At 67.4% G+C, this 25,480-nt stretch carries 24 protein-coding genes and 2 pseudogenes; 9 read left to right on the top strand and 17 right to left on the bottom strand.

All coding sequences use genetic code 11. From position 1 onward, the window contains the following. Positions 1-3 precede the first annotated feature (3 nt). The 8 genes from NFL01S_RS02380 to NFL01S_RS02345 all read right to left on the bottom strand — a co-directional run bounded on the left by NFL01S_RS02380 (position 4) and on the right by NFL01S_RS02345 (position 7,826). Complete coding sequence (locus NFL01S_RS02380) at positions 4-855, bottom strand: mycofactocin-coupled SDR family oxidoreductase (RefSeq protein WP_062970908.1); 852 nt, start codon at positions 853-855, stop codon at positions 4-6. Then, positions 827-2,455, bottom strand: a complete 1,629-nt coding sequence (locus tag NFL01S_RS02375) for a class I adenylate-forming enzyme family protein (RefSeq protein WP_062970906.1) — start codon at positions 2,453-2,455, stop codon at positions 827-829. Before NFL01S_RS02375 ends, NFL01S_RS02380 begins: the two co-directional genes overlap by 29 nt. Then, complete coding sequence (locus tag NFL01S_RS02370) at positions 2,455-3,156, bottom strand: ABC transporter ATP-binding protein (protein ID WP_062970904.1); 702 nt, start codon at positions 3,154-3,156, stop codon at positions 2,455-2,457. The genes NFL01S_RS02375 and NFL01S_RS02370 overlap by 1 nt, the downstream gene beginning before the upstream one ends. Further along, positions 3,153-3,929, bottom strand: coding sequence for an ABC transporter ATP-binding protein (locus NFL01S_RS02365; protein ID WP_062971348.1), 777 nt, complete (start codon positions 3,927-3,929; stop codon positions 3,153-3,155). The genes NFL01S_RS02370 and NFL01S_RS02365 overlap by 4 nt, the downstream gene beginning before the upstream one ends. 5 nt (positions 3,930-3,934) lie before the next feature. After that, positions 3,935-4,951 (bottom strand): branched-chain amino acid ABC transporter permease, encoded by a 1,017-nt coding sequence (locus tag NFL01S_RS02360; RefSeq protein ID WP_062970902.1) that lies wholly within the window; start codon positions 4,949-4,951, stop codon positions 3,935-3,937. Beyond that, positions 4,951-5,826 (bottom strand): branched-chain amino acid ABC transporter permease, encoded by an 876-nt coding sequence (locus NFL01S_RS02355; RefSeq protein WP_062971346.1) that lies wholly within the window; start codon positions 5,824-5,826, stop codon positions 4,951-4,953. Before NFL01S_RS02355 ends, NFL01S_RS02360 begins: the two co-directional genes overlap by 1 nt. Next, positions 5,823-7,025 (bottom strand): ABC transporter substrate-binding protein, encoded by a 1,203-nt coding sequence (locus NFL01S_RS02350; protein WP_062970901.1) that lies wholly within the window; start codon positions 7,023-7,025, stop codon positions 5,823-5,825. Before NFL01S_RS02350 ends, NFL01S_RS02355 begins: the two co-directional genes overlap by 4 nt. A 117-nt stretch (positions 7,026-7,142) precedes the next feature. After that, positions 7,143-7,826 (bottom strand): TetR/AcrR family transcriptional regulator, encoded by a 684-nt coding sequence (locus NFL01S_RS02345; protein ID WP_062970899.1) that lies wholly within the window; start codon positions 7,824-7,826, stop codon positions 7,143-7,145. A gap of 71 nt (positions 7,827-7,897) precedes the next feature. Here NFL01S_RS02345 and NFL01S_RS35155 point away from each other — a divergent pair, with 71 nt between their 5' ends. Continuing rightward, positions 7,898-8,056 carry a hypothetical protein gene (locus NFL01S_RS35155; protein WP_157116168.1) on the top strand — a complete coding sequence of 53 codons (159 nt, stop codon included), beginning with the start codon at positions 7,898-7,900 and terminating at the stop codon, positions 8,054-8,056. A gap of 221 nt (positions 8,057-8,277) precedes the next feature. Here the strand turns inward: NFL01S_RS35155 and NFL01S_RS36690 are convergent. Further along, a pseudogene (locus NFL01S_RS36690) lies at positions 8,278-8,886 on the bottom strand (ATP-binding cassette domain-containing protein); the annotation flags it as partial. Between the two features lie 363 nt (positions 8,887-9,249). Beyond that, on the bottom strand, positions 9,250-10,215 hold the full coding sequence (locus tag NFL01S_RS02335; RefSeq protein WP_062971344.1) for a TauD/TfdA dioxygenase family protein: 966 nt from the start codon (positions 10,213-10,215) through the stop codon (positions 9,250-9,252). A 195-nt stretch (positions 10,216-10,410) separates the two neighbouring features. On the opposite strand from NFL01S_RS02335, the gene NFL01S_RS02330 reads away from it, so the two are divergent. Both NFL01S_RS02330 and NFL01S_RS02325 read left to right on the top strand, forming a co-directional pair. Next, positions 10,411-11,070 carry a TetR/AcrR family transcriptional regulator gene (locus NFL01S_RS02330; protein ID WP_062970895.1) on the top strand — a complete coding sequence of 220 codons (660 nt, stop codon included), beginning with the start codon at positions 10,411-10,413 and terminating at the stop codon, positions 11,068-11,070. Between the two features lie 338 nt (positions 11,071-11,408). Further along, the gene (locus NFL01S_RS02325; protein WP_062970893.1) at positions 11,409-11,996 is read left to right on the top strand and encodes a DUF1707 SHOCT-like domain-containing protein; all 588 of its coding nucleotides are present in this window, start codon (positions 11,409-11,411) and stop codon (positions 11,994-11,996) included. A 127-nt stretch (positions 11,997-12,123) separates the two neighbouring features. On the opposite strand, the gene NFL01S_RS02320 is transcribed toward NFL01S_RS02325, so the two are convergent. Genes NFL01S_RS02320 through NFL01S_RS02300 form a run of 5 tightly spaced genes read right to left on the bottom strand, consistent with a single transcriptional unit; the run spans position 12,124 to position 17,451 of the window. After that, positions 12,124-13,236, bottom strand: coding sequence for an ABC transporter ATP-binding protein (locus tag NFL01S_RS02320; protein ID WP_062970891.1), 1,113 nt, complete (start codon positions 13,234-13,236; stop codon positions 12,124-12,126). Positions 13,237-13,269: 33 nt separating this feature from the next. Beyond that, positions 13,270-14,142, bottom strand: coding sequence for a carbohydrate ABC transporter permease (locus NFL01S_RS02315; protein ID WP_062970889.1), 873 nt, complete (start codon positions 14,140-14,142; stop codon positions 13,270-13,272). Continuing rightward, positions 14,142-15,107, bottom strand: coding sequence for a carbohydrate ABC transporter permease (locus tag NFL01S_RS02310; protein WP_062970888.1), 966 nt, complete (start codon positions 15,105-15,107; stop codon positions 14,142-14,144). Before NFL01S_RS02310 ends, NFL01S_RS02315 begins: the two co-directional genes overlap by 1 nt. Positions 15,108-15,109: 2 nt before the next feature. Continuing rightward, positions 15,110-16,462, bottom strand: a complete 1,353-nt coding sequence (locus NFL01S_RS02305; protein ID WP_062970886.1) for an ABC transporter substrate-binding protein — start codon at positions 16,460-16,462, stop codon at positions 15,110-15,112. Continuing rightward, positions 16,459-17,451 carry a sugar-binding transcriptional regulator gene (locus tag NFL01S_RS02300; RefSeq protein ID WP_084492368.1) on the bottom strand — a complete coding sequence of 331 codons (993 nt, stop codon included), beginning with the start codon at positions 17,449-17,451 and terminating at the stop codon, positions 16,459-16,461. The genes NFL01S_RS02305 and NFL01S_RS02300 overlap by 4 nt, the downstream gene beginning before the upstream one ends. A gap of 245 nt (positions 17,452-17,696) precedes the next feature. Between NFL01S_RS02300 and NFL01S_RS02295 the strand changes: the two genes are divergently transcribed. After that, entirely contained in the window at positions 17,697-19,169 is a 1,473-nt protein-coding gene (locus tag NFL01S_RS02295) for a mannitol dehydrogenase family protein (protein ID WP_062971342.1), read from the top strand. A gap of 261 nt (positions 19,170-19,430) precedes the next feature. Further along, the gene (locus NFL01S_RS36685; protein ID WP_281181478.1) at positions 19,431-19,841 is read left to right on the top strand and encodes a zinc ribbon domain-containing protein; all 411 of its coding nucleotides are present in this window, start codon (positions 19,431-19,433) and stop codon (positions 19,839-19,841) included. On the opposite strand, the pseudogene NFL01S_RS34075 reads toward NFL01S_RS36685, so the two are convergent. Then, a pseudogene (locus NFL01S_RS34075) lies at positions 19,762-20,697 on the bottom strand (FGGY family carbohydrate kinase); the annotation flags it as partial. The gene NFL01S_RS36685 and the pseudogene NFL01S_RS34075 overlap by 80 nt on opposite strands. A gap of 263 nt (positions 20,698-20,960) precedes the next feature. Here NFL01S_RS34075 and NFL01S_RS02275 point away from each other — a divergent pair. After that, positions 20,961-21,221 (top strand): hypothetical protein, encoded by a 261-nt coding sequence (locus NFL01S_RS02275; protein ID WP_157116163.1) that lies wholly within the window; start codon positions 20,961-20,963, stop codon positions 21,219-21,221. A 29-nt stretch (positions 21,222-21,250) separates the two neighbouring features. Here the strand turns inward: NFL01S_RS02275 and NFL01S_RS02270 are convergent, their stop codons facing one another. Continuing rightward, positions 21,251-21,817, bottom strand: coding sequence for a TetR/AcrR family transcriptional regulator (locus NFL01S_RS02270; RefSeq protein WP_062970874.1), 567 nt, complete (start codon positions 21,815-21,817; stop codon positions 21,251-21,253). Between the two features lie 105 nt (positions 21,818-21,922). Here NFL01S_RS02270 and NFL01S_RS02265 point away from each other — a divergent pair, with 105 nt between their 5' ends. The 3 genes from NFL01S_RS02265 to NFL01S_RS02255 all read left to right on the top strand — a co-directional run bounded on the left by NFL01S_RS02265 (position 21,923) and on the right by NFL01S_RS02255 (position 25,429). After that, positions 21,923-22,843 carry an NmrA family NAD(P)-binding protein gene (locus tag NFL01S_RS02265; protein WP_062970872.1) on the top strand — a complete coding sequence of 307 codons (921 nt, stop codon included), beginning with the start codon at positions 21,923-21,925 and terminating at the stop codon, positions 22,841-22,843. Positions 22,844-23,108: 265 nt separating this feature from the next. After that, positions 23,109-24,770, top strand: coding sequence for a TlrC/CarA/OleB/SrmB family ABC-F type ribosomal protection protein (locus NFL01S_RS02260; protein WP_062970870.1), 1,662 nt, complete (start codon positions 23,109-23,111; stop codon positions 24,768-24,770). Between the two features lie 287 nt (positions 24,771-25,057). Further along, positions 25,058-25,429, top strand: coding sequence for a YciI family protein (locus NFL01S_RS02255; protein ID WP_062970868.1), 372 nt, complete (start codon positions 25,058-25,060; stop codon positions 25,427-25,429). The last annotated feature ends 51 nt before the right edge of the window (positions 25,430-25,480 follow it).

Here is a 25,480-nt window from a genome sequence, read left to right as displayed (position 1 = left end):
CTCTCAGGGCATCCGGGCGGTCCCGCCGAGTCCCACGTCGAGCACCGATCCGGTGATGTAGCGACCGGATTCACCGACGAGATGATCGACTGCATCGGCGATCGCCTCCGGGGGACACCACGGGATCCGCATGGGGCTCATCCGCGCGTAACGGGGCTCGACCTCTTCCCGGGCGGGGGTGTCGAGGTCGGGGGCGAACAGCGAATACAGGGCTGGGTTGTGCAGCATCGGCGTATCGACATTGGTGGGACAGACGATATTCGCGGTCACACCTGTTTCCGCGTATTCGAGGGCGACGGATTTGACGAGGCCGATGACCCCCCATTTCGACGCGGAGTAGTGCGCGAGGTTCGGGGTGCCCTGCCGCCCGCTCATCGAGGAGATCGCGACGATCCGGCCCCAGCCGCCGGTCATATGGGGCAGGACCGCGCGGAGACAGTGGAATGTCCCGGTCAGGTTGGTGGCGAGCATATCCGACCACATGGCGTCGGAGAGTCCGGTGACAGGCGCGAAGCCGACGATGCCCGCGCAGGTGACGAGAATATCGATCCGGCCGGACGGCGCGGCCGCGGAATCGGCGAATGCCGTGACGGCCGCGGCGTCCCGGACGTCGAGTACGGAGGTCTCGCAGAGTCCGCCGTCTGCCTCGATCAGGCGGGCAGTTTCTGCGAGATCGTCTGCGGTGGCCAGGGGATAGGGGGCGGTATCGCTGGGCGCGCACAGGTCTGCGAGCCGGACGGTGGCGCCCCGTCGGGCCAGCGACCGCGCGACAGCCCGACCCTGGCCACGTGCGGCACCGGTGACGATTGCGGTGCGACCGTCGAGTTCACCCGTGGTCGTGTTGTCCGGCGGCATCGTCCGTACCCCTCTCGACGATCTGCTTGACCTTCGCCTTGGCGATCTTGCCGCCCGGCGCCAGGGGCATCCGTTCGAGCACCCGCAACCGTTCCGGCAGGTACTCCCGGGTGATCCCTTGTTCGCGTAACCAGGAATTCAATTCCGCGAGGGTCAACTCCCCGGCGGCCGGGGACAGAGTGACGGCGGCGCAGAGCCGCTCACCGAACAGCGGATCGGGGACACCCACCGCCGCGACCATTTCCACGGCGGGATGCTCGCGTATGTAGTCCTCCACTTCGAGGGCCGAGATGTTCTTCCCGCCGCGGATGATCAGATCCGCCAACCGGCCCACGACGCGCAGCCGGTCGCCCTCGTCGACTTCGACGATATCGCCCAGCCGGATCCAGCCGTCGTCGGTGAACAATTCTGCGTTCGCGGCCTCGTCGTTCCAGTAGCCGGGGGACATCAGCGGTCCCCGTACCGCGGGCTGTCCGCGCCGGATACCCGGAACGGCCTCGTTCGTCCCGTCGTCGAGGATGCGGACGTTCATCTCCGGAATCAGGCGCCCGCCGGTGCCGAGCCGGGTCTCCTCGTCGTCGTGGACGGTGGTGCCACTGGCCGCCCCGGTCTCGTTGGAGCCGTAGAACTGCAGGACCAGCGCCCCGGTGGCTTCCTCGAAACGTTTGGCCTCGGCGTAGGGAACGGCCTCGCCACCGGTGAACATGGCACGGAGCGCGCCGGCGCGCGACAGTTCCCGGTCCGGTGTCTGCAACATCATCCGGAACTGGGTGCTCACACAGGCGAGGATCGTGGCACGATGTCCGGCCATCAGATCGATCGCGACCACCGGATCGAACCGGCTCATCACCAACGCCGGCCGGCCGAGCAGGGCGGGCAGGAAATGCGAGGTCCACAGCCCGAAACCGAACGGCGCGGGAACGAATGCGGCGACGACCTCTTCGGGCCGCATAGCGGCGTTACGGCAGGCGATCGCGGCGAAGGTGCTCCACCGGCGCTGGGTCTGCATGACCAGTTTCGGTCGGCCGGTGGTGCCGGAGGTGCTGTTGAGCAGACAGATATCGTCCACCGAGAACCCGGGGACATCCGGAACCCGGTCGCTCGGCGCCGCAGCGCCGTCCAGGGTGACCCGCGCTCCCTCGACCAGCACTGTATGCGCCGGTGTCATATCGCGTAGCCGCAACTCCTGCACCAGTTGTCCAACCGGCACACCGCGGTTCTCGCCCGCGGTCACCAGCACGGTGGAACCCGACGCCGACATCAGGTGAGCCAATTCCGCCGGCCCCGAACGGGCCCCGACGGCGACGGCGAGGACCCCGGCCCGGTACGCGCCGACGAGCGCGGCATGGAACTGCGCGGTATCGGGCAAGTACACCGTAACCGCCGGAATATCGCCGAGGGTGTGCAGCGCGGCGCAGACGCGGTCGGCGAGGCGATCGTATTCGGCCCAGGTGGTGGCGCCGTCCGGGCTGATATACGCGGGTTCGTCCGCGCGGGTGGTAGCCCACGTGCGGACGAGGTCGCTGACGGAGTATCCGGTGCAGGCCTCGGGAGCCGCGGTGAACCCGGGGGTGATTTCGGCTAGGGGAACGTGTTCCATCACAGAGCTTCCTCGAGCATCCCCATGGATGCCCGGTAGGCGGTATCGAGGGCGTCGGCGCTGTCCTTCGGCTCGGAGAGCGAGCCACGGATCATGACGTACCCGCGGTCGACGATACGGGCCACCCGGTACAGCGCGGGTTCGGCAACGAGCACCGTGATACCCGAATCCGCCAGTGCGCGAACATGGTCGAGCAGTTCACCGGCGATCTTCGGAGAGAGCCCGGTGGTCATCTCGTCGAGCAGCAGTGCACGCGGCTGCACGAGCAGGGCCCGCGCCAGCAGCAGCATCTGCTGTTCGCCGCCAGACAGCACGCCGGCGAATTGTTTCGCGCGGGTGCGCAGAATGGGGAAGCGGTCGAAGGCCGATTCGAGGACGTCGTTGCGGGCTCCCAGTAGCCGGGCCCCGATTTCCAGGTTCTCCCGCACGGTCAGGCGCGGGAACAGTTGCCGGCCCTGCGGGACGAAGGCCACTCCGGTACGCAACCTCTTCTGGGCCGCGGCGTCGCCGAGGTCGTGCTCGTCGACCGTGACGGTCCCGGTGGCGGGGGTACTGCCGAACACCGCCGACAGCAGGCTCGACTTCCCGGCCCCGTTCGGCCCCACCACCGCGGTGACCTCTCCGGAGCGGGCCTCGAACGCCACATCGCGGACCGCGACGGCTTTCCCGTATCGGACGGTGAGTCCATGGGCGCTGATCATCGGGCCTCCTCGGTGCTGCCGAAGTACACGGATTGCATTTCCGCGCTGCGCATACAGTCCTGCGGGCTGCCGGTGAACGCGACCGCGCCGTCGGCCAGCAGCACCACCGAATCGGCCAGTTCGGCGATCAGATCGACGTTGTGGTCCACCAGAACCACCGAATGCCCTGCCGCGCGGACCCGGTGTACGGCATGGGAGATCGCCGCGATCCCCTCGGTATCGGAGCCGGCGAAAGGTTCGTCCAACAGCAGCACTCGCGGTTCGGCGGCCATCGCGCGGGCGATTTCGACCAGCCGCTGGGAGCCCAGGCCGAGACTGCCGGTGGGCACGCGGTCGGTGCTGACGCCGTACTCGGTGGCCACCGCTGCCGCCGTGTCGAGCACCGTCCGGGGCGTGCCCGCGAGTCCACGCAGCAGCGCCAGGAGGGAGGCACCGTAGGAGCCGATCGACCGGCCGACGATACCGGGCACGATGTTCTCGACCGGGGTCGATTCCAGCGCCAGCTGCGGATGCTGGAAGGTACGTGCCAGCCCGGCCCGGGCGCGCGCCGCGGGCCCCTCGGGCAGGGCGCGGCCGTCGACGTGCACGGTGCCCGCGTCAGGGGTCTGGGTGCCCACGATGCAGTCGACCAGGGTGGTTTTTCCCGCCCCGTTCGGCCCGACGAGGCCGAGTACGCGGCCCGCGGGCAGATCGAAACTCACCTCGTCGACGGCGGTCACGCCCCCGTAGCGTTTGGTCAACCCGGTCACGGACAGCAGAGCTGTGGATGCCATCGTCGTCACCTCCTGTCCATGGTCCGGGACGGTATGAGCCGTTGCAGCAGCCGGTGTGCCCAGCCGATCACACCGCCGGGTGCGAGCAGGAGGATCACCAGGACGACCACGGCCAGCAGCAGCTCACCCGACCCCTGGTAGCCGGGCATGTTCAGCGTGACTCCCACGACGATCAGCGCCCCGAGGGGAGCGCCCCACGCCGATCCGCGGCCGCCGATGATCGGCATGAAGATTGCAAGGAATACCAGGTCCAGGCCGAAGGTCTCCGGTGTCACCGCCTGCACCGAGACGGTGAAAAGTGCACCGCCCGTGGACGCGATCGCCGCGCCGACGGCCAGCGCCACCACGGTCAGATGGGGCGGGGAGATCCCGGCGGACTGGACCGCGGGCGCGTTCTCCCGTGCCGCGGACAGCGACAGCCCCCACGCCGACCGGCGCAACCGGTCGATCAGCACCGTTACCGTGCAGACGAAGACGATCGCGGCCACCACCTGGGCGTAACGCGGTGGTTCCCAGCCGAACAGCGACGGCACCGGAATATTCGCGATTCCGGACGATCCGCCGGTGATCGAGGTGGCATCGCCGAGCCAGTGTTCGAAGGCGATGGCGAACAGCAGGGTGACGGCGGCGAGGTAGAACCCGGAGAGCTTTCTGGTCGCCACGGCGAGGACGAGCGCGACCGCGGCGGCGATCACCATACCGGCGAGCCAGCCCCACCATGGCGAAAGCCCTTGCTTCACCGATAGGTACGCGACGGCGTACGCGCCGATGGCCGCATAGGCGCTGTAGGCCATGGACAGTGAACCGGCCAGGACGAACGGCAGGTACATACCCAGCGCCACCAGCGCGTAGGTGGCGGCCAGGAACACCAGGTCCTGCCGGTACAGGCTGGGGCCCATCCAGAGCAGTACCGCGGCGAGGACGGCCAGGCAGATACCCAGCTCCCCGAGGACGGTCCGCGCGGCGGTCGTCCCGGTTCGGGTGGCGGGGGTAGCGGTTTCGGTGGTCGTGACAACAGCCATCACACCCGCACCTTTCGTTGGAACAGGCCTTCGGGCCGGAACGCGAAGAACACGAGAGCGACGAGGAAGATGGCGATCGAACTACCGGTCGCGCCGAAATAGAAACTGCCGAACACCTGCACCCAGCCGAGCGCGAGGCCGCCGATCAGGGGCGCCCACGGTTTTCCGGTGCCGCCGACGACGAGGGCGAGGAAACCGGTGAGCGTCCACGACAATCCGCTGGTGAACTGGGCGCCGGATTTGGCCGCGAAGATGATGCCCGCGATCCCGGCGACGGCGCCGGACAGGCCGAAGGCCCATAACCGCACCCGGTGCACATTCACGCCGATCATCCGGGCCGCATCGTGATTGTCACCGACCGCGCGTAACAACTGGCCCGTGGCGGTGGAACGAAGCCAGAGCACGGTGGCCGCCAGCGCGACCGCGGTTACCAGGATGATGGTCGCCGTCGTACCTTGTACGCCCACCGGCCCGACCCGGAAGTCGGGCAGTCCGAGCAGATTCGGCACCGAGACCGGGGTCCGGCCGAACACCGTGCCCGCGAGCTGCTGAATCGCGAACAGCGTCGCTGTGACGGCGACCAGAGCCGGCAGTTCGGCGCCACCGGAGCGGCGTTGCACCGGCCGGACCACCACGATCTCGGTGACCAGCGAGATCCCCACCGCCACCGCGATACCGAGGATCGCGCCGAGCAGGATCGGCATACCCCAGTGCGCGGCGGCGTAACCGGCGAGCAGCGCGGCGGCCATCGCATACGGGCCCGCGGCGAAGTTGAAGAACGAAGCACCCACCACGACCAGATAGATCGACAAGGCGACGAGCGCGAAGAAACAGCCGATTTCGATGGCGGCCAGCCACAACTGCGGATCAGTCATCGACCGGCCCCCTTCGGCGTGCATTCGGGCTGGTACTCCGGCCAGGGGCCGGTGGGAACGTTGTCAGGGCCGAATTCGACCAGCACCAGACCGCAGGCCGAATCGGGGGCGATATGGTCGTCCGGCGCGAACGACAGGGTCAGCGGTGCCTGCCCGAAGCTCGCCGGAACGTCGCGGACCTGCTGCATCGCCTCGTTGAGCCGATGCCGATCGGTATGGGTTCCGGCGAGTTCGATCGCCCGCGCCAGCAACATCACCGAGTCGTAGGCCTGCGCGTCGTAGGCAGTCAGCGAGTAGTCCGGCCCCTTGACGGTGCGCAGCCAGTCCTGTAGTTCCGCGGTGCGGGGGTTGCTGTCGCTCAGGCTGCCCATGTACACGAGGCCGTCGAGCGATCCCGGTGCCGCGAGCTTCCACGATTGGGGCTGGTTTCCGATCGATGCCAGCGAGAAGCGCTGCAACCCGGGCGCCAGCCGGTGCACCGTATTCTGCGCGAGAAGTTCGAAGTTACCGCCGACGCTCGCGACGAGCACCACATCGGGGTCGCTGTCGAGCAACCGGCTCACCCCCGCGGTGAGGTCGGCGGCATCGACGGCGGCCTTCGACGTACCGACGATATCGATGCACTCCCGCAATTTCGGGTAGAGCGTATCGAGGATGCCCGCGATCGCCGGACTGGAATCGGCCAGCACCCCGAGCCTTTTCTTACCCTGTGCCGCGAAGGCGCCGCAGTAGACGTCGGCGTACTGGGCCAGCGGATTGGGCACCATATACGCGTACTCGTTACCGGGTGGCCCGGCGACCGCATCGGTCAGCGCGGTGGGGGCGATGGTGACGACTTCGGTGGACTGCGAAATCTGCTTGGCCTGCAACGCCGAACCGCTCCCCGTGGCGAGGACGACCGCGGAGGCGCCCTGGTCGACCAGTTTGCGAATGATGGAGGGCGTATTCGTCGGACTGCTCTCGTCGTTCTCCACCACCAGCCGGACCTCCTTACCGCCGATCCCGCCGTCGGCATTGAGCCGGTTCACCGCGGCGCGGACGGTATCGCCGGCGATCGTCGAATACGACGCTCCCGGCCCGGTCGAATCCTCGTCCATCCCGATAACGATGTAATCGTCCACCGGTTCACGGACCTGGGCACAACCCGCCGGCAACAATGCCGCGGCCAGCACCCAGGCGAGTACCCGGGTACGTCTCATGAGACCACCACCAATCAAGCAGGTGCTTGGCGTGAACCAAGCGATCGCTTGAGAGTGTGGCCTGTGCCACTGCTTCTGTCAACAAGTTACCGATGCGCCGCACCGGTGCTGACCCGGCTACGGCTCGTCGACCAGGCGTTTCGTCAGTTCTTCGAGCCGGCGCTCGATGCGGTCGAGCCGGTCGATGATCGGCCGGTCGGCGCTGTCCGGACTGCTGCTCGCGACGGTCACCGGGGAGGCGCCGCCGTCGACAAAAGCCGCCACCACGGTGTCGGTCACCTCGTCGCGCCGTTCCGACAGGTGCTCGCGGTGATACCGGATCGACCACCACACGCCTTCCCGCAACATCCGGGCGAAATCGACCGGGTCGAGCCCGGCGCGTAGTTCCCCGCTCGCGCTCGCCCGGGTGGCGGCATCGATCCAGAACGTATGTGCCGTACGCACCGCCTCCGCGATCGCGTCGGGCGCGCCCGGCCCGTGGTACGACATTTCGTTCTGGTAGATCTCGGTGGCATACGGATGCATCTCGGCGATCTCGATCGACGAGTAGACCAGCGCGCGCAGTTCCTCCCGCATCCCGCTCACATGGGGCAGTACAGAGCGGTAGCGGGAGTTCAGATCGGTCAGGAAATCGTCGAGTATCGCGAAGGCGATCGCATCCTTCGACGGGAAATGGTGATAGAGGCTGCCGGACAGCATGCCGACCCCTTCGGCGATATCCCGGACGCTGGTGCCCGCCACTCCGTTCTCGACGAACAGCCCGGCGGCAACACGTTTGATCTGATCTCGGCGGCTGACCACCCGCTCATCCTTCCTGTCCGTGGCCGCCACTGTCGAGCGGCCGTGCCCTGGAGTGGGACAGTGCTTTCGCTGTGGCCGCTGATGGGCGTGCGCCGGTGCGGCGAGCGTGGCCGGGATTCTACGAACGAGGTAAGGCCCTCAGCGTGGCGACAGTCGGCGAGATCGACTATGTGATCGATCCCGCCGGCACCCGTGAGGTCGTGCTCCGCGCGCTCACCGCCGCCGACTGAACAAGCGCCGCTACCTGCTCGCCGCGGCCGGGAACAGTCCCGGCCGCCTCGGCTTCTGTCCGGACAGTGGACAACGTGCCGATGCGCCGGCGATCGACAGCACCGATACCGGCCCAACGGCATCAACGCGGCCTGCGCCGCCGCGAAGCCGGCCGACGTGAGGCGCCGGTGACCGCCGGCCACCGGCTGCCGGAGCTCAGGCGGCCTCACGGCCGTGGTGATCACACCGCGACGGCCGGCAACTCTGTCGCCGCCGGACGGCGGGCAGGGTCGGGCGAGGGCACGGCGGCGACGAGAGCGCGGGTATGCGCTCGGCGCGGGGTGGTGAATACGGTGCCGACCGGGCCCACTTCCAGTACCGATCCGGAGCGCAGCACCGCGACCCGGTCGGCAATCCGATGCACCACTGCCAGATCGTGGCTGATGAACAGGCAGGCGAACTCCAGGTCGCGCTGGATATCGGTGAACAGCGACAGGACTTCGGCCTGGACGGAGACGTCGAGGGCGCTGGTGGGTTCATCGGCGATGAGCAGGCGCGGGCGCAGGGCGAGGGCCCGGGCCAAGGCGACCCGCCGGCGTTGCCCGCCGGAAAGCTGGTGCGGTAATCGGCCGGCGAAGGCGGCGGGCAGGCGTACGGCGTCGAGGAGATCGAGAACTCGCTGCCGGCGTTCGCCCGGTGTGCCGGCCTTGTGCACGTCGAGGGGCTCGCGAATACTGGCGGCGATCGTGAGACGGGGATCGAGGGAGGTGGCAGGATCCTGTGGCACCACCGCGATATCCCGGCGCAGCGCGCGTAACCGGCGCGGAGACAGGACGGCCGGATCCTGGCCGTCGAGCCGGTGAGACCCAGCTCGTCCCGTAACGCCGCCAGCGCTTCCGGCGAGGAATCCGGTCCGGCCAGGATCAGTGCGGGATCGCCCGGGACCAGGCGCAGCAGCGTGAAGATCGGCCGGGGTGAGATCGCCGGCGTCGCCGATCCGCAGCACCCCGCCCTCGGTGGCCTCGGTACCGGCACCGGAGGCTGCCTGCTCCACCGCGGACCGGCACCCGGCCACGGCGAGGATCGCAGCCAGGCACAGGGCGAAAACCGCAAGGGGGCGTGCGGGCGCGGTACGGCTGAGCACGGGACGTCCTTTCGAGGCCGGGCGGACCGGCCCCGCGGGATGCGGAACCGGTCCGTTCGGGCGGATGGTTCAGGCGTCGAACCCGGGAAAACGATCGACGGGATCGACGATCGAGAAATGCGAGGCGTCGCCGGTGCGGATACGGCTGGGCTCGTTGTCCACCGAGACCGGGATATCGCCGGCCAGTGTTACCCGGTGCACACTGCGCTTGTGGTCGCCGTAATCGGCGATACCGTAGTGCTGGGTGGCGCGGTTGTCCCAGATCACCAGATCGCCCGGGGTCCAGGCCCAGCGCAAGGTGTTCTCCAGGCGGACGATGCGGTCCTGCAGCAGCTGGAACAGCGCCGCCGATTCCGACGTTTTCAGGCCCACGAAGTTCTTCACGAAATGGCCCAGCAGTAGCGACTTCTCACCTGTCTCCGGATGAATCCGCACCACCGGATGCTCGGTTTCGAACACGATGCGGGTGAAGTTCTGCATATGGTTCGATGCGGCGATACCCCGGGCTTTGGCGTCGGCGTGCACACCGGCGTAGTCGTATTCGTTGCTGTGCACCGCCCACAACTTCTCGACCAGTGCTTTGAGCGGTTCGGGCAGCTGGTTGTAGGCCGCGGTGGTGGAGGCCCAGGTGGTCGCGCCGCCGTAGGGCGGGATATCCACGGCGCGCAGGATGGAGGCCTTCGGGATACGGTCGATGAAGGTGACATCGGTATGCCAGCTGTTCGCGGCCCCTTCGATCACCAGCGTCCGGTTGTCCTCGGAGGTGAGGGTCGGATGGGTGGTGGTGGGTGATCCCAGCGTCGAGGCGAACCGGTATTGGGTCTCGTCGTCGACATGGTGCTGCCCGCGGAAAACCACCACCTTGTCGGTGGCCAGCGCGTAGCGGATGGCGAACGCGGTGTCGCGGCTGATATCGCCCGAGATATGGACGCCTTCGATCAGCGCGCCGATGTTCTCACCCAGCTTGGTGACGGTGATACCGCCGGCGGCGTAGATATCGGCGGCGGTGACGGGACGACGCTCGGTGGTGGTCACGGTGGTCTCCTGACGGTCGAACGGTGGGTCGGCCCCGGATCGGGTCGGGCCGGAAGCGGGCCGAAGGTCAAAGTAATCGGCACGCATTAATTTGAGAACGAATGCGATCCCGATGATTCTTTGCTTGCCTGAACCCCGCGCAGCGGTCCCCGCCGGGTAGGCGGAAACCGTTGCGGGGGCGGTAGGGTGACGCCCATGACCGCCAAACGCGGCCGCTACAGCGCTGGGGAGGGAACCCGGGTACTCCTGATCGAAACAGCCGAGCGCCTGTTCGCGCGCCGGGGATACGACGGTGTCACCCTCGCCGATATCCGCGCCGCCGCCGGGCAGCACAACGCCTCGGTCATCGGGTACTACTTCGGTTCCAAGGAGAATCTGTTGCGCGCGATTTTCGCGCATCGACTGCCCGCGATCAGCGCCGATCGGGACGCGCTGGCCGCGCGGTCGATCGCCGACGGTGGCGCACCGACGACGCGGACCGCGTTATGGATCCTGGTGCAGCCGCTGGCGAATACGCTGCGCGACGGCAACAATTACGTCGGCCTGCTCGACCGGCTGATGGAAACCGAAATCCTGGCACACAGTTTCCGTTCTGTGGACCCGGCGATGACGGACAGCGGTTTCGGGGTCGACCGTGCCCTGCACACGGCACTCGCGGAACTGCCGGAAGAGCTCCGGCGGCAGCGTATCGGCATGGTGTACGAGAGCGCGCTGCACACCCTGGCCCGCTACAACCGGTCCGGCACGGTGCCTGGCCGAGCCGAGCTGTCGTCACTCATCGATGCGTGGGACGGTTTACTGCACGCACCGGCATCCGATGAGACGCGATCGATCCGCGACGGTATCCGGATATAGCGCAGATCGCCCGGACAACTCACCGGCCTCCGGCCGCCGATTCGCGGGCCGCCACCGGGCGACGTGGCCGCCTGCGGGATCTATCGGGCGGCCGTCCTGGGAAACGTCACAAAGGGACTCGCGAACCTCGGTGAAACTGCGGAGGCGGCGATAGGCTCCGGCAATAGAGGGATGAACACACGAACGATGGCGCGGCGGTGTTGTCCGGTGGTGCTGTCGGATCGGTGCCGTGCGCCCGGATTCTGCCCGGATGGTGTGCATTGCCCGTGATGCGGAGAATCTGTTGTGCCTAGACTGGACGCTATACCTGTGCTGTTCCCGAGGTTCGGAGAATCGTTATGACCGGCGAAGTCCCGCCCGATGATCTCAGGCTCGGCGATGGCGATCGGCTGCATGCGCTCAACGTGCTGGCCGAGCACTATGCGGCCGGACGGCTGAGTACAGACGAGTTCTACGACCGCTCCGGTGAGATCGCGGTGGCTCGCACCCTGGGGGCCGCGAGCGAGCCGTTTCGCGGGTTGCCGGGTGGCGTGCCGTTGGAGAACGTGGACGGGCGAGTGCGTGTGGTTGCCGCCGAGCCGGAAGCGCTGCCTGCGATACCGGCAGGTTCCGCCGAGGCCGAGCTCACGACGCTGCGTAGCCGGGGTGCGCTGGTCGAATCGCTGGACTGGCTGATCATCGGCGCGACACTGGTCGCTTTTCTCGTTCTGCAGCTGGTGGTGGACTGGGATTACGCCTGGCTGGTGTGGCCGTCGCTGATCGTCACCCTGAGTATCCCCCGGGTGGTGCTGCGGTTCAGCGATGCCGACGAGGAGATCTACGAGGAGCTGAAGGAATCCGATGCGGCCGCGCGCAAGAAGCGGTTGGGCATGGCGGCCGAGCGGATCCGCGAGCTCGGGACCGGGTCCGATCAGGACCGGAGCTGACGGTCCGCCGGCATCACGGCGGCCGGGGGATCGCTATCCGGCCACGGCGGCGCCCGTGCGTTCGGGACGTGAACCGACGTCGCCCGGAGAGCGGTGTCCGATAACCCGCCGGTCATCGGACACGCTGTCAGTCCCCGATGCGTTCGCCGGATACCGGATGGAAGACGTGGACGGTGGCGTCCGGGCGGACCGCCATCGTCGCGTTCTCCGCGAGTTTCGCCGGGGACCTGCTCGCCGACCGGGCGACGAAGGTGATCGGTACTCCGTTCGGCGCGGGGGTGGTTCCGCTGGTGCCGCGTGCGTAGACGTAGGATTCGCTGCCCAGCTCCTCGACCAGCTCGACGACCACAGCGAAGCCGATGCCGTCCTTGCGCAATTCGAGCTGTTCCGGGCGAATCCCGACCGTGACACGCTCCAGGCCGGCTTCGGCCAGCCGGCTCATGGCGGCGCGGGGCAGTTCGAGGGTGGTCGTCCCGACCTCGACTCCGCCGGTGGTGAGGGGCGCGGTGAACAGGTTCATGGCGGGGGAGCCGATGAATCCGGCGACGAAGGCGTTCGCGGGGCGGTCGTACAGTTCGGTCGGCGTGCTGAACTGCTGGAGCCGGCCGGATTTCAGCACCGCGACCCGGTCGCCCATCGTCATGGCCTCCACCTGGTCGTGCGTGACGTAGACGGTGGTGGTACCGAGGCGGCGCTGTAGTGCGGCGATCTGAGTGCGTGTCTGGACCCGGAGCTTTGCATCCAGGTTGCTGAGTGGTTCGTCCATGCAGAACACCCGCGGCTCGCGGACGATGGCGCGGCCCATGGCGACTCGTTGCCGCTGCCCGCCCGAAAGCTTGCCCGGTTTGCGGTCGAGGTATTCGGTGAGGTCGAGGAGTTTCGCGGCCTCGGCGACGCGGCGTTTACGTTCTTCGTGCGGTATACCGCGCATTTTGAGCGCGAAGCCCATGTTCTCACCGACCGTTTTGTTCGGATACAGCGCGTAATTCTGGAACACCATCGCGATATCCCGGTCCTTCGGAGCCACACCGACCATATCTTCGTTGTCGATCGTGATGGTGCCGCCGTCGATTTCCTCGAGCCCGGCGAGCATTCGCAGGGCTGTGCTCTTCCCGGATCCGGAGGGGCCGACCAGGACGACGAATTCACCGTCGCCGATATCGAGATTCAGCGAATCGACCGCGAGCTGTTCGGCGCCCTGGTAGACGCACGACGCGTTCTTGTACGAGATCTCGGCCATAACGGTTACTCCTGACTCTGCAAGGCGGGGAGGTTATTTGATCGCGCCGAACGACAGGCCGCGCACGAGTTTGTTCTGCGCGATCCACCCGGCCAGTACCACGGGTAATGCGGTCAGCACCGCCGCCGCCGAGAGCTGCGCCCAGTACAGGCCCTGACCGGTGATGAAACCGACCAGGAACACCGGGACGGTCTGCGCCTGAACGGCCGTCAGGTTCACCGCGAAGAAGAATTCGTTCCAGGAGAAGATGATGCAGATCAGCGCGGTGGCGGCGATTCCGGGCGACACCAGTGGCAGGATCACTTCGCGGACCGAGGTCCACAGGCCGGCGCCGTCCATACCGGCGGCTTCGAGTAGTTCGCCGGGAACCTCCAGGAAGAACGAGCGCATCATCCACACCGCGATCGGCAGGTTCATGGCCGTGTACAGGATGACCAGTGTCCAGATATTGTCGAGCATCCCGATATCGCCGACGATCACGTACAGCGGAATGATCGCCGCGACCACCGGCAGCATTTTGGTGCTGATGAAGAAGAACAGCGCATCCCTGGTTTTACGCACCGGCCGCAAGGACAGGGCGAACGCGGCCGGGATTCCCAGCAGCAAGACCAGAAGTGTCGAGATACCTGTCGCGAAAACAGAATTCAGTAGAGTGGTGCCGATACCGCTGTCCAGGACGTCGCGGAACTGCTGCAGCGTGGGGGTGAAGAACAGTTTCGGCGGATCCGTATAGGCGTCGCCTTCCTCTTTGAAGGCAGTGAGCACCATCCAGAGGACGGGAAAGAAGAAGCCGAGCGCGATCACCCAGGCCAGGACCGCCCATACCGAGTCACGGGCCCGGCGCCGGGTGGGCCGCACCGGTGTCGCCGCGGTGTCGTCGATACGTGCGGTAGCAGCGGTACTCATCAGGCCGCCTCCTCGTTCCCGGTGAAACTCTTGAAGATCAGGCGCAGCGCCAGGGTCGAGACGATGATGGTCGCGACCACGGTGACCACGCCCATGGCGGCTGCCTGCCCGATATCGAAGCCGAGGAACGCGCGCTGATAGATGTAGTAGGGCAGGTTCGCGCTGGCCACACCCGGCCCGCCAGCGGTCATCATGTACACGGCATCGAAGGTGTTGACCAGGTAGATCGCGCCGAGGACGGCGCCCAGTTCGATGAAGCGGCGCAGATGCGGCAGGGTCAGCTCGCGGAAGATCGCGAGCGCGCCGGCACCGTCGACCCGGGCCGCCTCGACGATATCGCGGGGCATGGACTGCAACCCGGCGAGGATGAGCAGCATCATGAACGGTGTCCACTGCCAGACCAGATTCGCCATCACCGCCGGGAGCGGGAACCGGCTGATCCAGTCGATCTCGCCGACACCGAACGGTTGCAGAGCGAAATTGACCAGGCCGAAGACCGGGTCCAGCATGGTCGTCTTCCAGATCAAGGCCGCGGCGACCGGCGTGACCAGGAACGGGGTGATCAGCAGTGTGCGCACGATTCCGCGCCCGAAGAACTTCCGGTCCAGCAGCAAGGCCAGCAGCAGCCCGAGGATCACCGAGATCACGACGGTACCGGCGATCATGAGCACCGTGTTCAGTGCCACGGTGCGGAATTGGCTGTCGGAGAAGACGTCGACGTAGTTGTCGAGACCGTTGAACTCCTGGGAGCCGGGACGTACCAGGTTCCACGATTGGGTCGAATAGTAGACCGTCACCAGGAACGGGATCTGGGTGACGACGATCATGAATATCAGCGCGGGCAGCAGCGGCCCGCGGCGGCGCCAGCCTTCCGCGCGGGAGACGGCGCGGCGTCCCGACGGCGGTATCGCCTTCTCGGGGCCTGGGTCGGCCGGGGGAGCCTCTGCTGTGGTGGTACTCGACATGGCTACTGCGCCTCCCGGTAGGTCTCGCCGACGACCTCGGCGTACTGCTGCGCCTGTTCGAGAGCGTCGCCGACACTGATTCGTCCGGCGATCGCGGCGCTGATCTGCTGACTGACCCGGGTACCGAGATCCTGGAACTCCGGAATAGTCAGGAACTGCACGCCCGTATACGGAACCGGTGCGACCGTCGGGTTCTCGGGATCGGCCTGCTCCATCGCCGCCAGGGTGGGCGGTCCGTAGGCGGCGGCTGCCCGCTCGTACTCCGGAATCGCATAGGTCGACAGCCGGCTTCCCGGCGGCACCCGTTCCCAGCCGAGCTCGGTACCGACCATCTCGAGATAGTCCTTATCGGTCATCCACGACACGAATTTCCAGGCCGCGTCGGGTTTGTCGCTGGTGGTCGGGATGCCGAGCGACCAGGAATACAGCCAGCCGGTATCGGATTTCACCGCGGCGGGCGCGGGTGCGTAGCCGATCTTGCCGACGACCCGGCTCGCCGCGGGATCCTCGAGGACCGATACCGCGGCGGTCGAGTCGTACCACATGGCCGTGCGGCCCTGGGCCAGCTGTGTTGCGCATTCGCTGAATCCGCTCGTGGCCGCGCCCGACTGTCCGTGGCTACGGACCAGATCGACGTAGAACTGCACCGCCCGCACGGTCTCGGGGCTGGTGAGCTGCGCGTTCCAGTTCTCGTCGTACCAGCGTCCACCGAAGGCGTTGATCACCGTGTTGAGCGGGGCGAGCATTTCGCCCCAGCCGGGTTTGCCGCGCAGGCAGATACCGGAGGTCGCGCCGGGTGCGTCGAGGGCGGCGGCGTATCCGGCCACCTGCTCCCAAGTAGGTTCGGCCGGCATCTCCAAGCCGGCCTGTTCGAACAGGTCCTTGCGATACATGAGGAACGACGATTCACCGTAGAACGGCACCGAATACATATTGCCCTCGTAGGACAATGACCGGCGCAGCGTGGGGATGAAATCTTCTTCGTCGTAGCCCGGTGTACGGTCGGCGTATTCGGAAAGATCGGTGAGCCAGCCGTTTTCCGCCCACTGCGGGGTTTCGTAATTGCTGATCATCACCACATCGAATTCGCCGCCGCCGGTGGCGACCGATGCGGTGATCTTGGCCCGGGCCTCGTTCTCCGACAGCGAGACGAATTTCAGTTCGATCCCGGGGTTCTCGCGTTCGAAGCGGTCGGACAGGGCGATGGCGTCCTGCATCTGCGAGTTCGAGATGATCGCGATGGTCACCGCGTCGGCGCCCCCGCCGACGAACGAGCCGGCGCCCGCGCAACCGGACAAGGTCAGCGTCAGCGTCGCCGCGATCGCGGCGGCGAGATATTTCGAACGAATCCTCATCGGGGCGCTGCCTCCTTGTGTTCTACCAGCCACCGCGCGGTATCGATATCGGTGACCACGATGTCGGCCAGGCCTGCGTTGAGTGCACCGAGAATCGCCTCGTGCTTGGATTCACCGCCGGATACCAGCACGGTGGCCGGGCATGCGCGTACCGCGCCGAGCGGAACCGATACGGTGCGGGCGGTGAGTGAACCCTCGATATCGGCGCCCTCGCGGGTGTAGAACCGTCCGCCCATTTCTCCGACGGCACCCAGTCTGTGTAGTTCGTCCAGCAGGGCGGTATCGAGATAGCTGCCCTCGAACAGCGTCGTCGCCGTGGAGACCGGCCCGATTCCGAAGATCATCACATCGGCATTGCGGCCGATCTCGAGTGCACGGCTCATCAGCGAATCGTTGTGCAGCGCGGTGACCGTCGCCGCGTCGGCGTACAGCGGCGCGTGCAGCCGGACCGGTTCGGCCTGCAACAGTTGCGCGCAGGTGCCGAGGGTGAAGTCGACACCGGTTTGATAGTCCGTGGTGGTCATCGACCCGTCCAGTTGGACGACAGTCGCGCAGCGCGCCGATCGTGGTCTGAGCGCCTGCGCCACGGCGACGGTCTCCGGCCCCCAGGTGAAGCCGAGGGTGTCGCGTTCGCGGAGCCGGCGCGCGAGCACGCCCACCGCGGCCCGGCCCAGCGCGTAGTACCCGGCCGGTGAGCCGTCGGGTACCGCGTGGGTGACGACGGCTTCGGTGAGGCCGAAGATCCGCTCGAGTTCGCGTTCGAGTTCGGTGTGCACGGTGGCGCTGAGCTCGTCCGGAACGCTGATCTCGATCCGGATCAGTCCCTGCGCGCGAGCCCGGGCGATGAGCCGGCCCGCCGTGGGCCGCGATACTCCGAGTTTCGCGGCGATCTCGGCCTGGGTTGCGCCCTCCAGGTGATACAGGGTGGCCGCGCGTAGTGCCAGCCGGACATCTTCGGATGCGAGCGGGCGGGGCGGCTCGGTGGTCACGGGCACTCCTCGGTGAGCGGGCCTGTCGGCGGCCGGATCGGGCAGGTTCGCCGGCGGCGTCCAGCGGAGCCGCGCGGTGAGCCGTTACGCTTGTGAGCAGATGATCAGACCGTGAACGGGTGCTCACACAAGGTAGCATTCCGGTTGTGACGTACACAACAGAAATCTGCCGGAGGGCTTGACGGGTGGGTTCGGAAAGCTCGGGAAGGAATGCGATGCAAGGACAGTCCGTGCTGTCCGGACCGGTGCGGTTGTGCGCCGCGGCGATCGGGCAACTCGCCGAGGTCGTCTCGGTACCGTCCTACGACCGATCCGGAATCGAAGCCGGCATCGTACATTTCGGTGTCGGCGGATTCCACCGGGCCCATCAGGCGATGTATCTGGATCGGCTGCTCGAACTCGGCGAGGGCCGGGACTGGGGGATATGCGGGGTCGGAGTCCTTCCATCCGATCGGCGGATGCGCGATGTCATGTACGAGCAGGACTGCCTGTACACACTGTCGGTCACCCATCCCGACGGAACCTGGGAAACCCGGGTCGTCGGGTCGATCGTGGAATACCTGTACGCGCCCGACGATCCGGAGGCCGTACTGGCGAAACTCGCCGACGAACGCACCCGCATCGTCTCGCTGACGATCACCGAAGGCGGCTACAACTTCTCGGCGGCGACGGGTGAATTCGATGCGCACAACCCGGCGGTCGTCGCAGACCTCGCACCCGGGGCCGTCCCGGCGACCACCTTCGGGTTGGTCGTCGAAGCGCTGGCCCGGCGCCGGGAGCGTGGACTGGCGCCGTTCACGATCATGTCCTGCGACAATATCGAAGGTAATGGGCAGATCGCCCGGACCGTCTTCACCGCGTTCGCCCGGCTACGCGATCCGGACCTGGCGGACTGGATCGAGCACAACGGCGCGTTCCCCGATTCCATGGTCGACCGGATCACCCCGGCCTCGACTGCCGGAACGGCAGCGGAGGTAGCGCAACGCTACGGTATCGACGACAGCTGGCCGGTGGTGACCGAACCGTTCACCCAATGGGTGCTGGAGGACGCATTCCCCCTCGGCAGACCCGCCTACGAAAAGGTGGGTGTCCAGACCGTTGCCGATGTCGCACCCTATGAGCTGATGAAGCTGCGCCTGCTGAACGCGAGCCATCAGGCGCTGGGCTACCTCGGCTATCTCAGCGGGTACCGGCTGGTCCACGAGGCCGCCCAGGATCCGGTATTCGAGCGATTCCTGCTGCGGTACATGGATACCGAGGCGACACCGACCCTTCGCCCGGTGCCCGGCGTCGACCTGGACGTGTACAAGCGCACCCTGATCGAACGGTTCGCCAACCCCGCCATCGGCGATACTCTCGCCCGCCTGTGCGCCGATTCCTCCGACCGAATCCCCAAATGGCTGCTGCCGGTGGTGCGCCGCCGGTTACGCGACGGTGGTGACATCACCTGTGCCGCAACGGTGGTCGCCGGTTGGGCCAGGTATGCCGAGGGCGTGGACGAACAGGGCGAGCCGATCGATATCGTCGACCCGCTGCGGGAGCGACTCGGCGCGCTGGCCCGGAAGCAGCACGCGAAACCCACGGCATTCCTCACCGAACGCGCCGTATTCGGGGACCTCGGCGACGAACCGGCCTTCGTCGCCGCATACCTGGCCGCATTGCGGTCGCTGCACGACAACGGCGCGCATACGACGGTGGCGGCCGCGTCAGCCGATTGACGTCCTACTCGCCCGGAAGGGCGAGGATTCCTACCAGCCCCCTGGTCGGGCGCTCAGTGGGTTCCTGTTTCACAGGGGCGTGCCTTCCGCTCACGCGGCCGGACTTGCTGCCCCTCCGTAGGCGTTTACGCTCTCCGCTCGTCCAGCGGCGAGAATGTTTCGTACGGCGTTCATATCCCGGCGTGGGTGATCGAGGACTTGTGGGTGAAAGGTCTGTCCCGTACCCGGTCGGCGAAGTCGGTCCACGCCGGGAGGTGGGGCATGTTCACCCGCATGCTGGAGGAGAAAGCCGCCCGGTACGGGCGGAGGTTCGCCAGGGTGGATCGGTTCTTTCCCTCGACCCGTATGTGTTCTGCGTGCGGGGCGGTCGGGGACAAGAAACCCTTGCACGTCCGCTCTTGGGCATGTGCCTGTGGTGTCACGTACCCTGCTTGGTTCTCATGGATAATCGCCGTCGAATGCTTATGCGCCCAGTTCCCTGAGCGGGCCCGGCAGTACTGGCGGGCGAAGCGCTTGTGGTCGGTTCCTACTTCGCAAGCTCGATGGCGGCGCCCCGATCTCGGCGCTGCGGCATCGAACAGTAGGCACTCCGGTTCAGCGCCAGCTCGGCGAGACGCTCGTGATCGACACCGAGCAGTCCGGCCATCGCGTCCGGGACCGGTGCGCCGTTGAGGGTGCACAGCAGCGGGAGCTGCCTGCCGGTGGCATCGGCGAACGCGGCCACCGCACCCGACGCGTCATCGGCGATGGTCGAGCTGATCGCTGAGACGACGCCCGAGGTCCCGATAGAGACGATCACCTCGTCTTCGCGAGCGTCCGGTGCGAGGGCCGCGGCAGCATTGTCGCCGGTCCCGGGGCCCCGGTGCCGCGCCGGGCGCAATTCTTGCGGCGGCACCGGTGATTTCGTTCGGTGCGGCCACCCGGGGCAGCACCGGCCGCCGGGTGGCGAAGGCGAGTTCGATCAGATCGGGCCGGTACCGGTCCGTGGCCGTGGCGTAGTAGCCGGTTCCGCTCGCGTCGCCGCGATCGGTGACGATCGAATCGATGCTCCCGGCGCCGGCCGGCTGCCAGCTCAGCCAATCGTGGGGCAGGCAGACGCCCGCCGTCCGATCGGCCGCAGCGGGCTCGTTGTCGGCGAGCCAGCGCAGTTTCGCCACCGTGATCGCCGCGAGCGGTACGACACCGACCGCGTCGGCCCACGCCTGGGCGCCGCCCAGCTCCGCGACGAGTTGTTGCGCCGCCGCCGACCGGTGTCGTTCCACAACAGCGCGGGCCGGACATAGCTGCCCTCCTCGGCAAGGGACACCATGCCGTGCTGCTGGGCGGCGACCGAGAGGGCGTCGATATCGGCGAGTCCACCGGCCGCGACTGCGGCGCGCTCGAATGCGGACCACCAGTGCATGGGGTCGATTTCGGTGCCTGCGGGATGGGCCGCGCGACCCTGCCGCAGCAACGCGCCGGTTTCGGCATCGCGAACAACAATATTGCACGACTGCGTGGATGAATCGACACCGGCAACGAGTGGCATGGGGTCAAGCGTAGGGGCCGCCGTGATCGCCGGTCGTCGATCTCGGCGGAATCCGTCACGCCCGATCGGTTGTGCGGATCGGCTCGCCGGTTGCCGGAGTGGCAGCCGGAAACCGCTCGGCCGGCCATCGAGTCGAACGGCAGCCGGCCCGGCCTCGAGCTGTTCCAGGTGGTGCAGACCGGCCTTGTCCGCAGCAGGAGGAAGTTTCCGGCAACATCGGCAAACGTTGGATGACGGATGGTGAGCAGGTTCACACTGGACGCGTGGACATGGACGACCGGGAACTTCTCGCCGCGACCGACATGGTGGTCGGCGAACAGTTGTCACTGGAACGCCGAGTAGCCGGTCTCACCTGTCTGGAGCTCGACAATGCGGCGTTCCTGCTGCCGGGTACGACCATGTATGCCGAACGAGGTGGGAAGCTGTCGCGGCGGTCGCTGGAGGCGATCGGGCTGGTACTCGGATTCGATCCGGGAGATTTCTCGCAGGCCTGCGAGCGGGAGGTGCGACGCCGGACGAGTTGAGCCCGGCCGGGTTCCGGCGCCGGAGCGCTTCAGCGCCGCGGGCTCAATCCCGTGATGGCGAGCCGGAACAGGCGGTGTGCGCGGCCGGCGGGGTCGGAGAGGGATTCGGTGGCCAGAGTGATGCCGATGATGAGGGTGATCAGCTCGGTGATGGTGGTGTCCGGTGCGACCGCACCGTCGCGGATCGCGCGCTGCAGGAGCGGGTCGCCGGCCTCGTGAATCGTCGCCGCGCACGAGTTCTCGTGCAGTGAATCGGGTTCGAGATCGTAGGACAGCGCGGCCGCCAGGCCCCGGGCCTCGACGCAGTACGTCACGACATCGCCCAGCCATTCCAGGAGTGCCGCCCGGCCGTCGGTGGCGCCGGCCAGTTCACCGGCGCGTATGCGCAGGACCTCGACGCGTTCGTGGGAGACAGCTTCCAGCAGGGCGCGGCGGGTGGGGAAGTGGCGGCGCACGGTGGCCGAGCCGACCCGGGCGGTGCGGGCGATCTGCTCCAGTGAGGCCGCGGATCCGTGGGCGGCGACCTCGGCCTCGGCGACCGCGAGGATGCGCGCGTAGTTGCGCCGGGCGTCGGCGCGTTGCTGCTGATCCGGCATCGGTTTTCCTCTCGGGATTGCTAAGTGGCGGGCCCCGCCGTATTCTAGCGAAAGCTAAACGGCGGGCCCCGCCATTTAGTGTTTCGTTGTTATGGAGGAGAACTGATGTCCGTAGAAACCGCACCCGTTCTGGTAACCGGTGCCACCGGCAAACAGGGGGGCGCCACTGCCCGTGCACTGCTCGCGGCCGGTATTCTCGTTCGCGCACTGGTCCGCGATCCGGCCACCGGGCCGGCACGTGCCGTCGCCGAGCTGGGGGCCGAACTGGTCGCGGGCGATCTGCGTGACCGGGATTCGATCGCCCGGGCCGCGGCGGGTACCCGCGCGGTCTTCTCGATACAGCAGGCGCCGCTGACGGACTCGGGTTTCGATTTCGCCGGGGAATTCGACCAGGCAGTCAATCTGCTGGAAAGTGCGCGCGCCGCCGGGGTAACGCAGTTCGTGTACACGTCGGCATCCGGTGTGGGCCCCCATACCGCGATACCCGGCTGGGCGGAGGGCCGCGGGGCTGCGGCCGCGCCGTCGATGAACACCAAACACGCCATCGAAGAGCAGGTTCGCGCTGCCGGTTTCGCCCGGTGGACCATTATCAAACCGGGTTTCTTCATGGAGAATTTTCTTCCCGAAATGGCTTTCCTCTTTCCTCGCGGGATTTCGGGTGGTTTGGTGAGTGTGCTGAAACCGGATACGCGGCTGTCGCTGGCCGCGGTGGCCGATATCGGTCGGGCGGCAGCCGCGGCCGTCGCCGACCCCGAACGATTCGATCGGGTGGAACTGGAGCTGGCAAGCGACTATCTGTCGATGACCGAAATCGCCGCGGTCCTCTCGGAAGTCCTCGGTACGCCGCTGACCGCCCCGGATATGACCGAGGAGCAGGCAGTGGCCGCCGGTATGCCCCCGATGGGCGCCTCCCATGCGTTCATGAACGTCGAGGGTCAGCCGGCGCGACCGGAATTCGCGCGGGCTCTGGGGATTCCGCTCACCGACTTCGGGAGCTGGGCGCGTCGGCATATGCGCAGCTCTTAGACCCCAGTGGCAGCGGTGGCCGCTGCGCGCCTGCCCAGGCGAATCGGAACAGGGATTGACAGTCAGGTCCCTCACCGATAGCGTCAGTCGCCTCATGGGTACTTTGTTGTTCTTCCTGTAATCACACCCCCTACGCGTCGAGCGCCACTCCACAGGTGAGTGCGCCTCCGCGTTCTTCACCCACCACACCTTCCGGCCGCGGCCGGTGCATTGCCTGTGTGTGGGTTCCCGTGATCACGGCCGCGTGCCGAGAACAGGAGGACATATGCTCACCGCTGCTCAACTCACCCTCTCCGAAATCACCAAACGCTACGGCGACCGCACCGTTGTGGACCGCGTCTCGCTGTCGATCCGGCCCGGCGAAACCGTCGGTATCGTCGGCGACAACGGCTCCGGTAAATCGACACTGCTGCGGCTGCTCGCCGGGCAGGAACTGCCGGATAACGGCGAGGTCTGCGTTTCGGCGCCCGGCGGGACCGGATATCTACCGCAAACACTCGCACTGCCGGGTACCGCGACTGTCGCCGACGCGATCGACCTGGCGCTGGCCGATATCCGGGAACTCGAAAACCGTTTGCGCAGTGTGGAAACCGAACTGGCCGACGACGGACCGCTGGAGCCGGTGCTGGGCCGCTACGCGGAGCTGCTGGCGCGGTTCGAAGCGCGTGGCGGATACCAGGCCGACCAACGAGTGGATACTGCGCTCGCCGGGCTCGGGCTGCCCGGCCTCGCACGAGACCGCCTGCTGGGCACCCTGTCCGGCGGGCAACGGTCGCGGCTCGCGCTGGCGGCCACCCTGGCGGCCGCGCCGGAATTGCTCCTGCTCGACGAACCCACCAACGACCTCGACGATGCCGCGGTGAGCTGGCTCGAACGGTACCTGCGCAGCCACCGCGGCACTGTCGTGGCGGTGACGCACGACCGGGTCTTCCTCGAACGCATCACGAATGTGGTGCTCGAGGTCGCGGACGGGCAGGTCGCCCGGTTCGGCGACGGATACGAGGGATACCTACGGGCCAAAGCGGCGCAACGGCGGCGGATGGTGGAAGAACACCAGCGATGGAAAGAGGAACTGGCTCGTAACCGCCGCCTGGCGGAGTCGAATGTGGCACGGCTGGACGCCATTCCGCGCAAGCTTCCGCTGGCGGTGTTCGCGGCGGGGCCGTTCCGGGCGCGCGGTCGTGACCACGGCGCGCGCGGACGGATCCGCAATGCCAAGGAACGTCTCGAACGGCTCACCGGCAACCCGGTCGCCGCGCCGCCGGACCCGCTGCATTTCGCCCCGGATCTGGACGGTCACATGCGGGATGCGGAGGGGCCCGTCGCCGAGATGACCGGCGTCCGGGTGCGCGGCCGGCTCGAGGCCGCCGAGGTTTGCCTCCCTGCCGGGGCGCGGCTGCTGATCACCGGCCCCAACGGCGCCGGGAAGACGACACTGTTGCGACTGCTCGCCGGGGAACTGGAGCCCGACAGCGGTTCGGTGCGGGTGACCGGTCGTGTGGGCTTCCTGCGACAGGAGGAGGTTGCGTGGCCCACGAAGATCACCGTGCTGCAGGCGTTCGCCTACGGACGCCCGTGGCATCCGGCGGAGCACGCGGACGAACTGCTGCGGTTGGGACTGTTCCGGCCGGAGGAGCTGGGTATACGCGTCGGAGACCTCTCCTACGGGCAGCGCCGGCGGATCGAGCTGGCACGCCTGGTGAGCGATCCGGTCGATTTGCTGCTGCTCGACGAACCGACCAACCACCTGTCCCCGGCGCTGGTGGAAGAACTGGAGGAGGCACTCACCGGCTATCGGGGTGCGGTGGTGATGGTCACCCACGACCGCCGGATACGTGAGCGCTTCCAGGGCGCCCGGCTCGAGATCCGGGACGGGGTGTGCGGGGGTGCCGCTGCCCCGGAAGCTCCGATAGCCAGGATCGCATGATCCGGGCGGTGCTCGGCCGGTGTGTAATCGGCCGAGGAGGCCGGCCCGGGCCAGCAGGACGGCAATGCTCGTAACCCGGCCGCACCGGCCGGTCGTGCGGCGCCGAGTCGGGGACCGCGCCGGCGCAAACCTCGCCGGCTCGGACCGTTCGTGCTGGGTCATGGGGCGGATTATGGTCTGCGCAACTTTCTGCGCAGAAGTGTCGATTCCCTCGGCGCCGGATCGTCATCTCTGCGCAAGGGTGAACGCACGGATACCGGATCCGGCCCCTGAAGAAGGAGAAACCGATGCGATACGCGTTTCTGGTCCACAACGAGGAGCCGGCCGAGGGGGATATTCCCGCGGCGGCGATCGAGGATATGCAGCGGGCATTCGATGCCTACGGGCGGGCCCTGCATGAAGCAGGGGTCCTGGTCGGCGGCGATATCCTGTTTCCGCAGGCAGCGACGACCACCGTGACCAGGCGTACGGGCATATTGCAGGTGCAGGACGGCCCGTTCGCCGCGACGAAGGAGGCGTTGGCCGGGGTGTTCGTCCTCGATGTCCCCGATCTGGACGCCGCGCTCGGCTGGGCCGAGAAATGCCCGGCCGCGAGCTACGCGACGCTCGAGGTTCGGCCCGTGGCCACCTCGTCTATTGCCGGAGAATGGACGGCGTGAGCCGTAGGGAGGCGGGGGGCGGGCCGCCGACGCGGCCCGCACCTCCTACGG

The organism is Nocardia flavorosea NBRC 108225, from assembly GCF_001613385.1.
In the GTDB taxonomy this organism is placed as follows: domain Bacteria; phylum Actinomycetota; class Actinomycetes; order Mycobacteriales; family Mycobacteriaceae; genus Nocardia; species Nocardia flavorosea.
The sequence above is the reverse complement of the archived record's forward strand: the minus strand, read 5'-3'. Positions and strand labels throughout refer to the sequence as shown.

Bases quoted from the DNA above. Each gene is read 5' to 3' on its own strand.
- NFL01S_RS02380 (WP_062970908.1), bottom strand. From the start codon at position 855: ATGCCGCCGGACAACACGACCACGGGTGAACTCGACGGTCGCACCGCA.
- NFL01S_RS02375 (WP_062970906.1), bottom strand. From the start codon at position 2,455: ATGGAACACGTTCCCCTAGCCGAAATCACCCCCGGGTTCACCGCGGCT.
- NFL01S_RS02370 (WP_062970904.1), bottom strand. From the start codon at position 3,156: ATGATCAGCGCCCATGGACTCACCGTCCGATACGGGAAAGCCGTCGCG.
- NFL01S_RS02365 (WP_062971348.1), bottom strand. From the start codon at position 3,929: ATGGCATCCACAGCTCTGCTGTCCGTGACCGGGTTGACCAAACGCTAC.
- NFL01S_RS02360 (WP_062970902.1), bottom strand. From the start codon at position 4,951: ATGGCTGTTGTCACGACCACCGAAACCGCTACCCCCGCCACCCGAACC.
- NFL01S_RS02355 (WP_062971346.1), bottom strand. From the start codon at position 5,826: ATGACTGATCCGCAGTTGTGGCTGGCCGCCATCGAAATCGGCTGTTTC.
- NFL01S_RS02350 (WP_062970901.1), bottom strand. From the start codon at position 7,025: ATGAGACGTACCCGGGTACTCGCCTGGGTGCTGGCCGCGGCATTGTTG.
- NFL01S_RS02330 (WP_062970895.1), top strand. From the start codon at position 10,411: ATGACCGCCAAACGCGGCCGCTACAGCGCTGGGGAGGGAACCCGGGTA.
- NFL01S_RS02325 (WP_062970893.1), top strand. From the start codon at position 11,409: ATGACCGGCGAAGTCCCGCCCGATGATCTCAGGCTCGGCGATGGCGAT.
- NFL01S_RS02320 (WP_062970891.1), bottom strand. From the start codon at position 13,236: ATGGCCGAGATCTCGTACAAGAACGCGTCGTGCGTCTACCAGGGCGCC.
- NFL01S_RS02315 (WP_062970889.1), bottom strand. From the start codon at position 14,142: ATGAGTACCGCTGCTACCGCACGTATCGACGACACCGCGGCGACACCG.
- NFL01S_RS02310 (WP_062970888.1), bottom strand. From the start codon at position 15,107: ATGTCGAGTACCACCACAGCAGAGGCTCCCCCGGCCGACCCAGGCCCC.
- NFL01S_RS02305 (WP_062970886.1), bottom strand. From the start codon at position 16,462: ATGAGGATTCGTTCGAAATATCTCGCCGCCGCGATCGCGGCGACGCTG.
- NFL01S_RS36685 (WP_281181478.1), top strand. From the start codon at position 19,431: ATGTTCACCCGCATGCTGGAGGAGAAAGCCGCCCGGTACGGGCGGAGG.
- NFL01S_RS02270 (WP_062970874.1), bottom strand. From the start codon at position 21,817: ATGCCGGATCAGCAGCAACGCGCCGACGCCCGGCGCAACTACGCGCGC.
- NFL01S_RS02265 (WP_062970872.1), top strand. From the start codon at position 21,923: ATGTCCGTAGAAACCGCACCCGTTCTGGTAACCGGTGCCACCGGCAAA.
- NFL01S_RS02260 (WP_062970870.1), top strand. From the start codon at position 23,109: ATGCTCACCGCTGCTCAACTCACCCTCTCCGAAATCACCAAACGCTAC.
- NFL01S_RS02255 (WP_062970868.1), top strand. From the start codon at position 25,058: ATGCGATACGCGTTTCTGGTCCACAACGAGGAGCCGGCCGAGGGGGAT.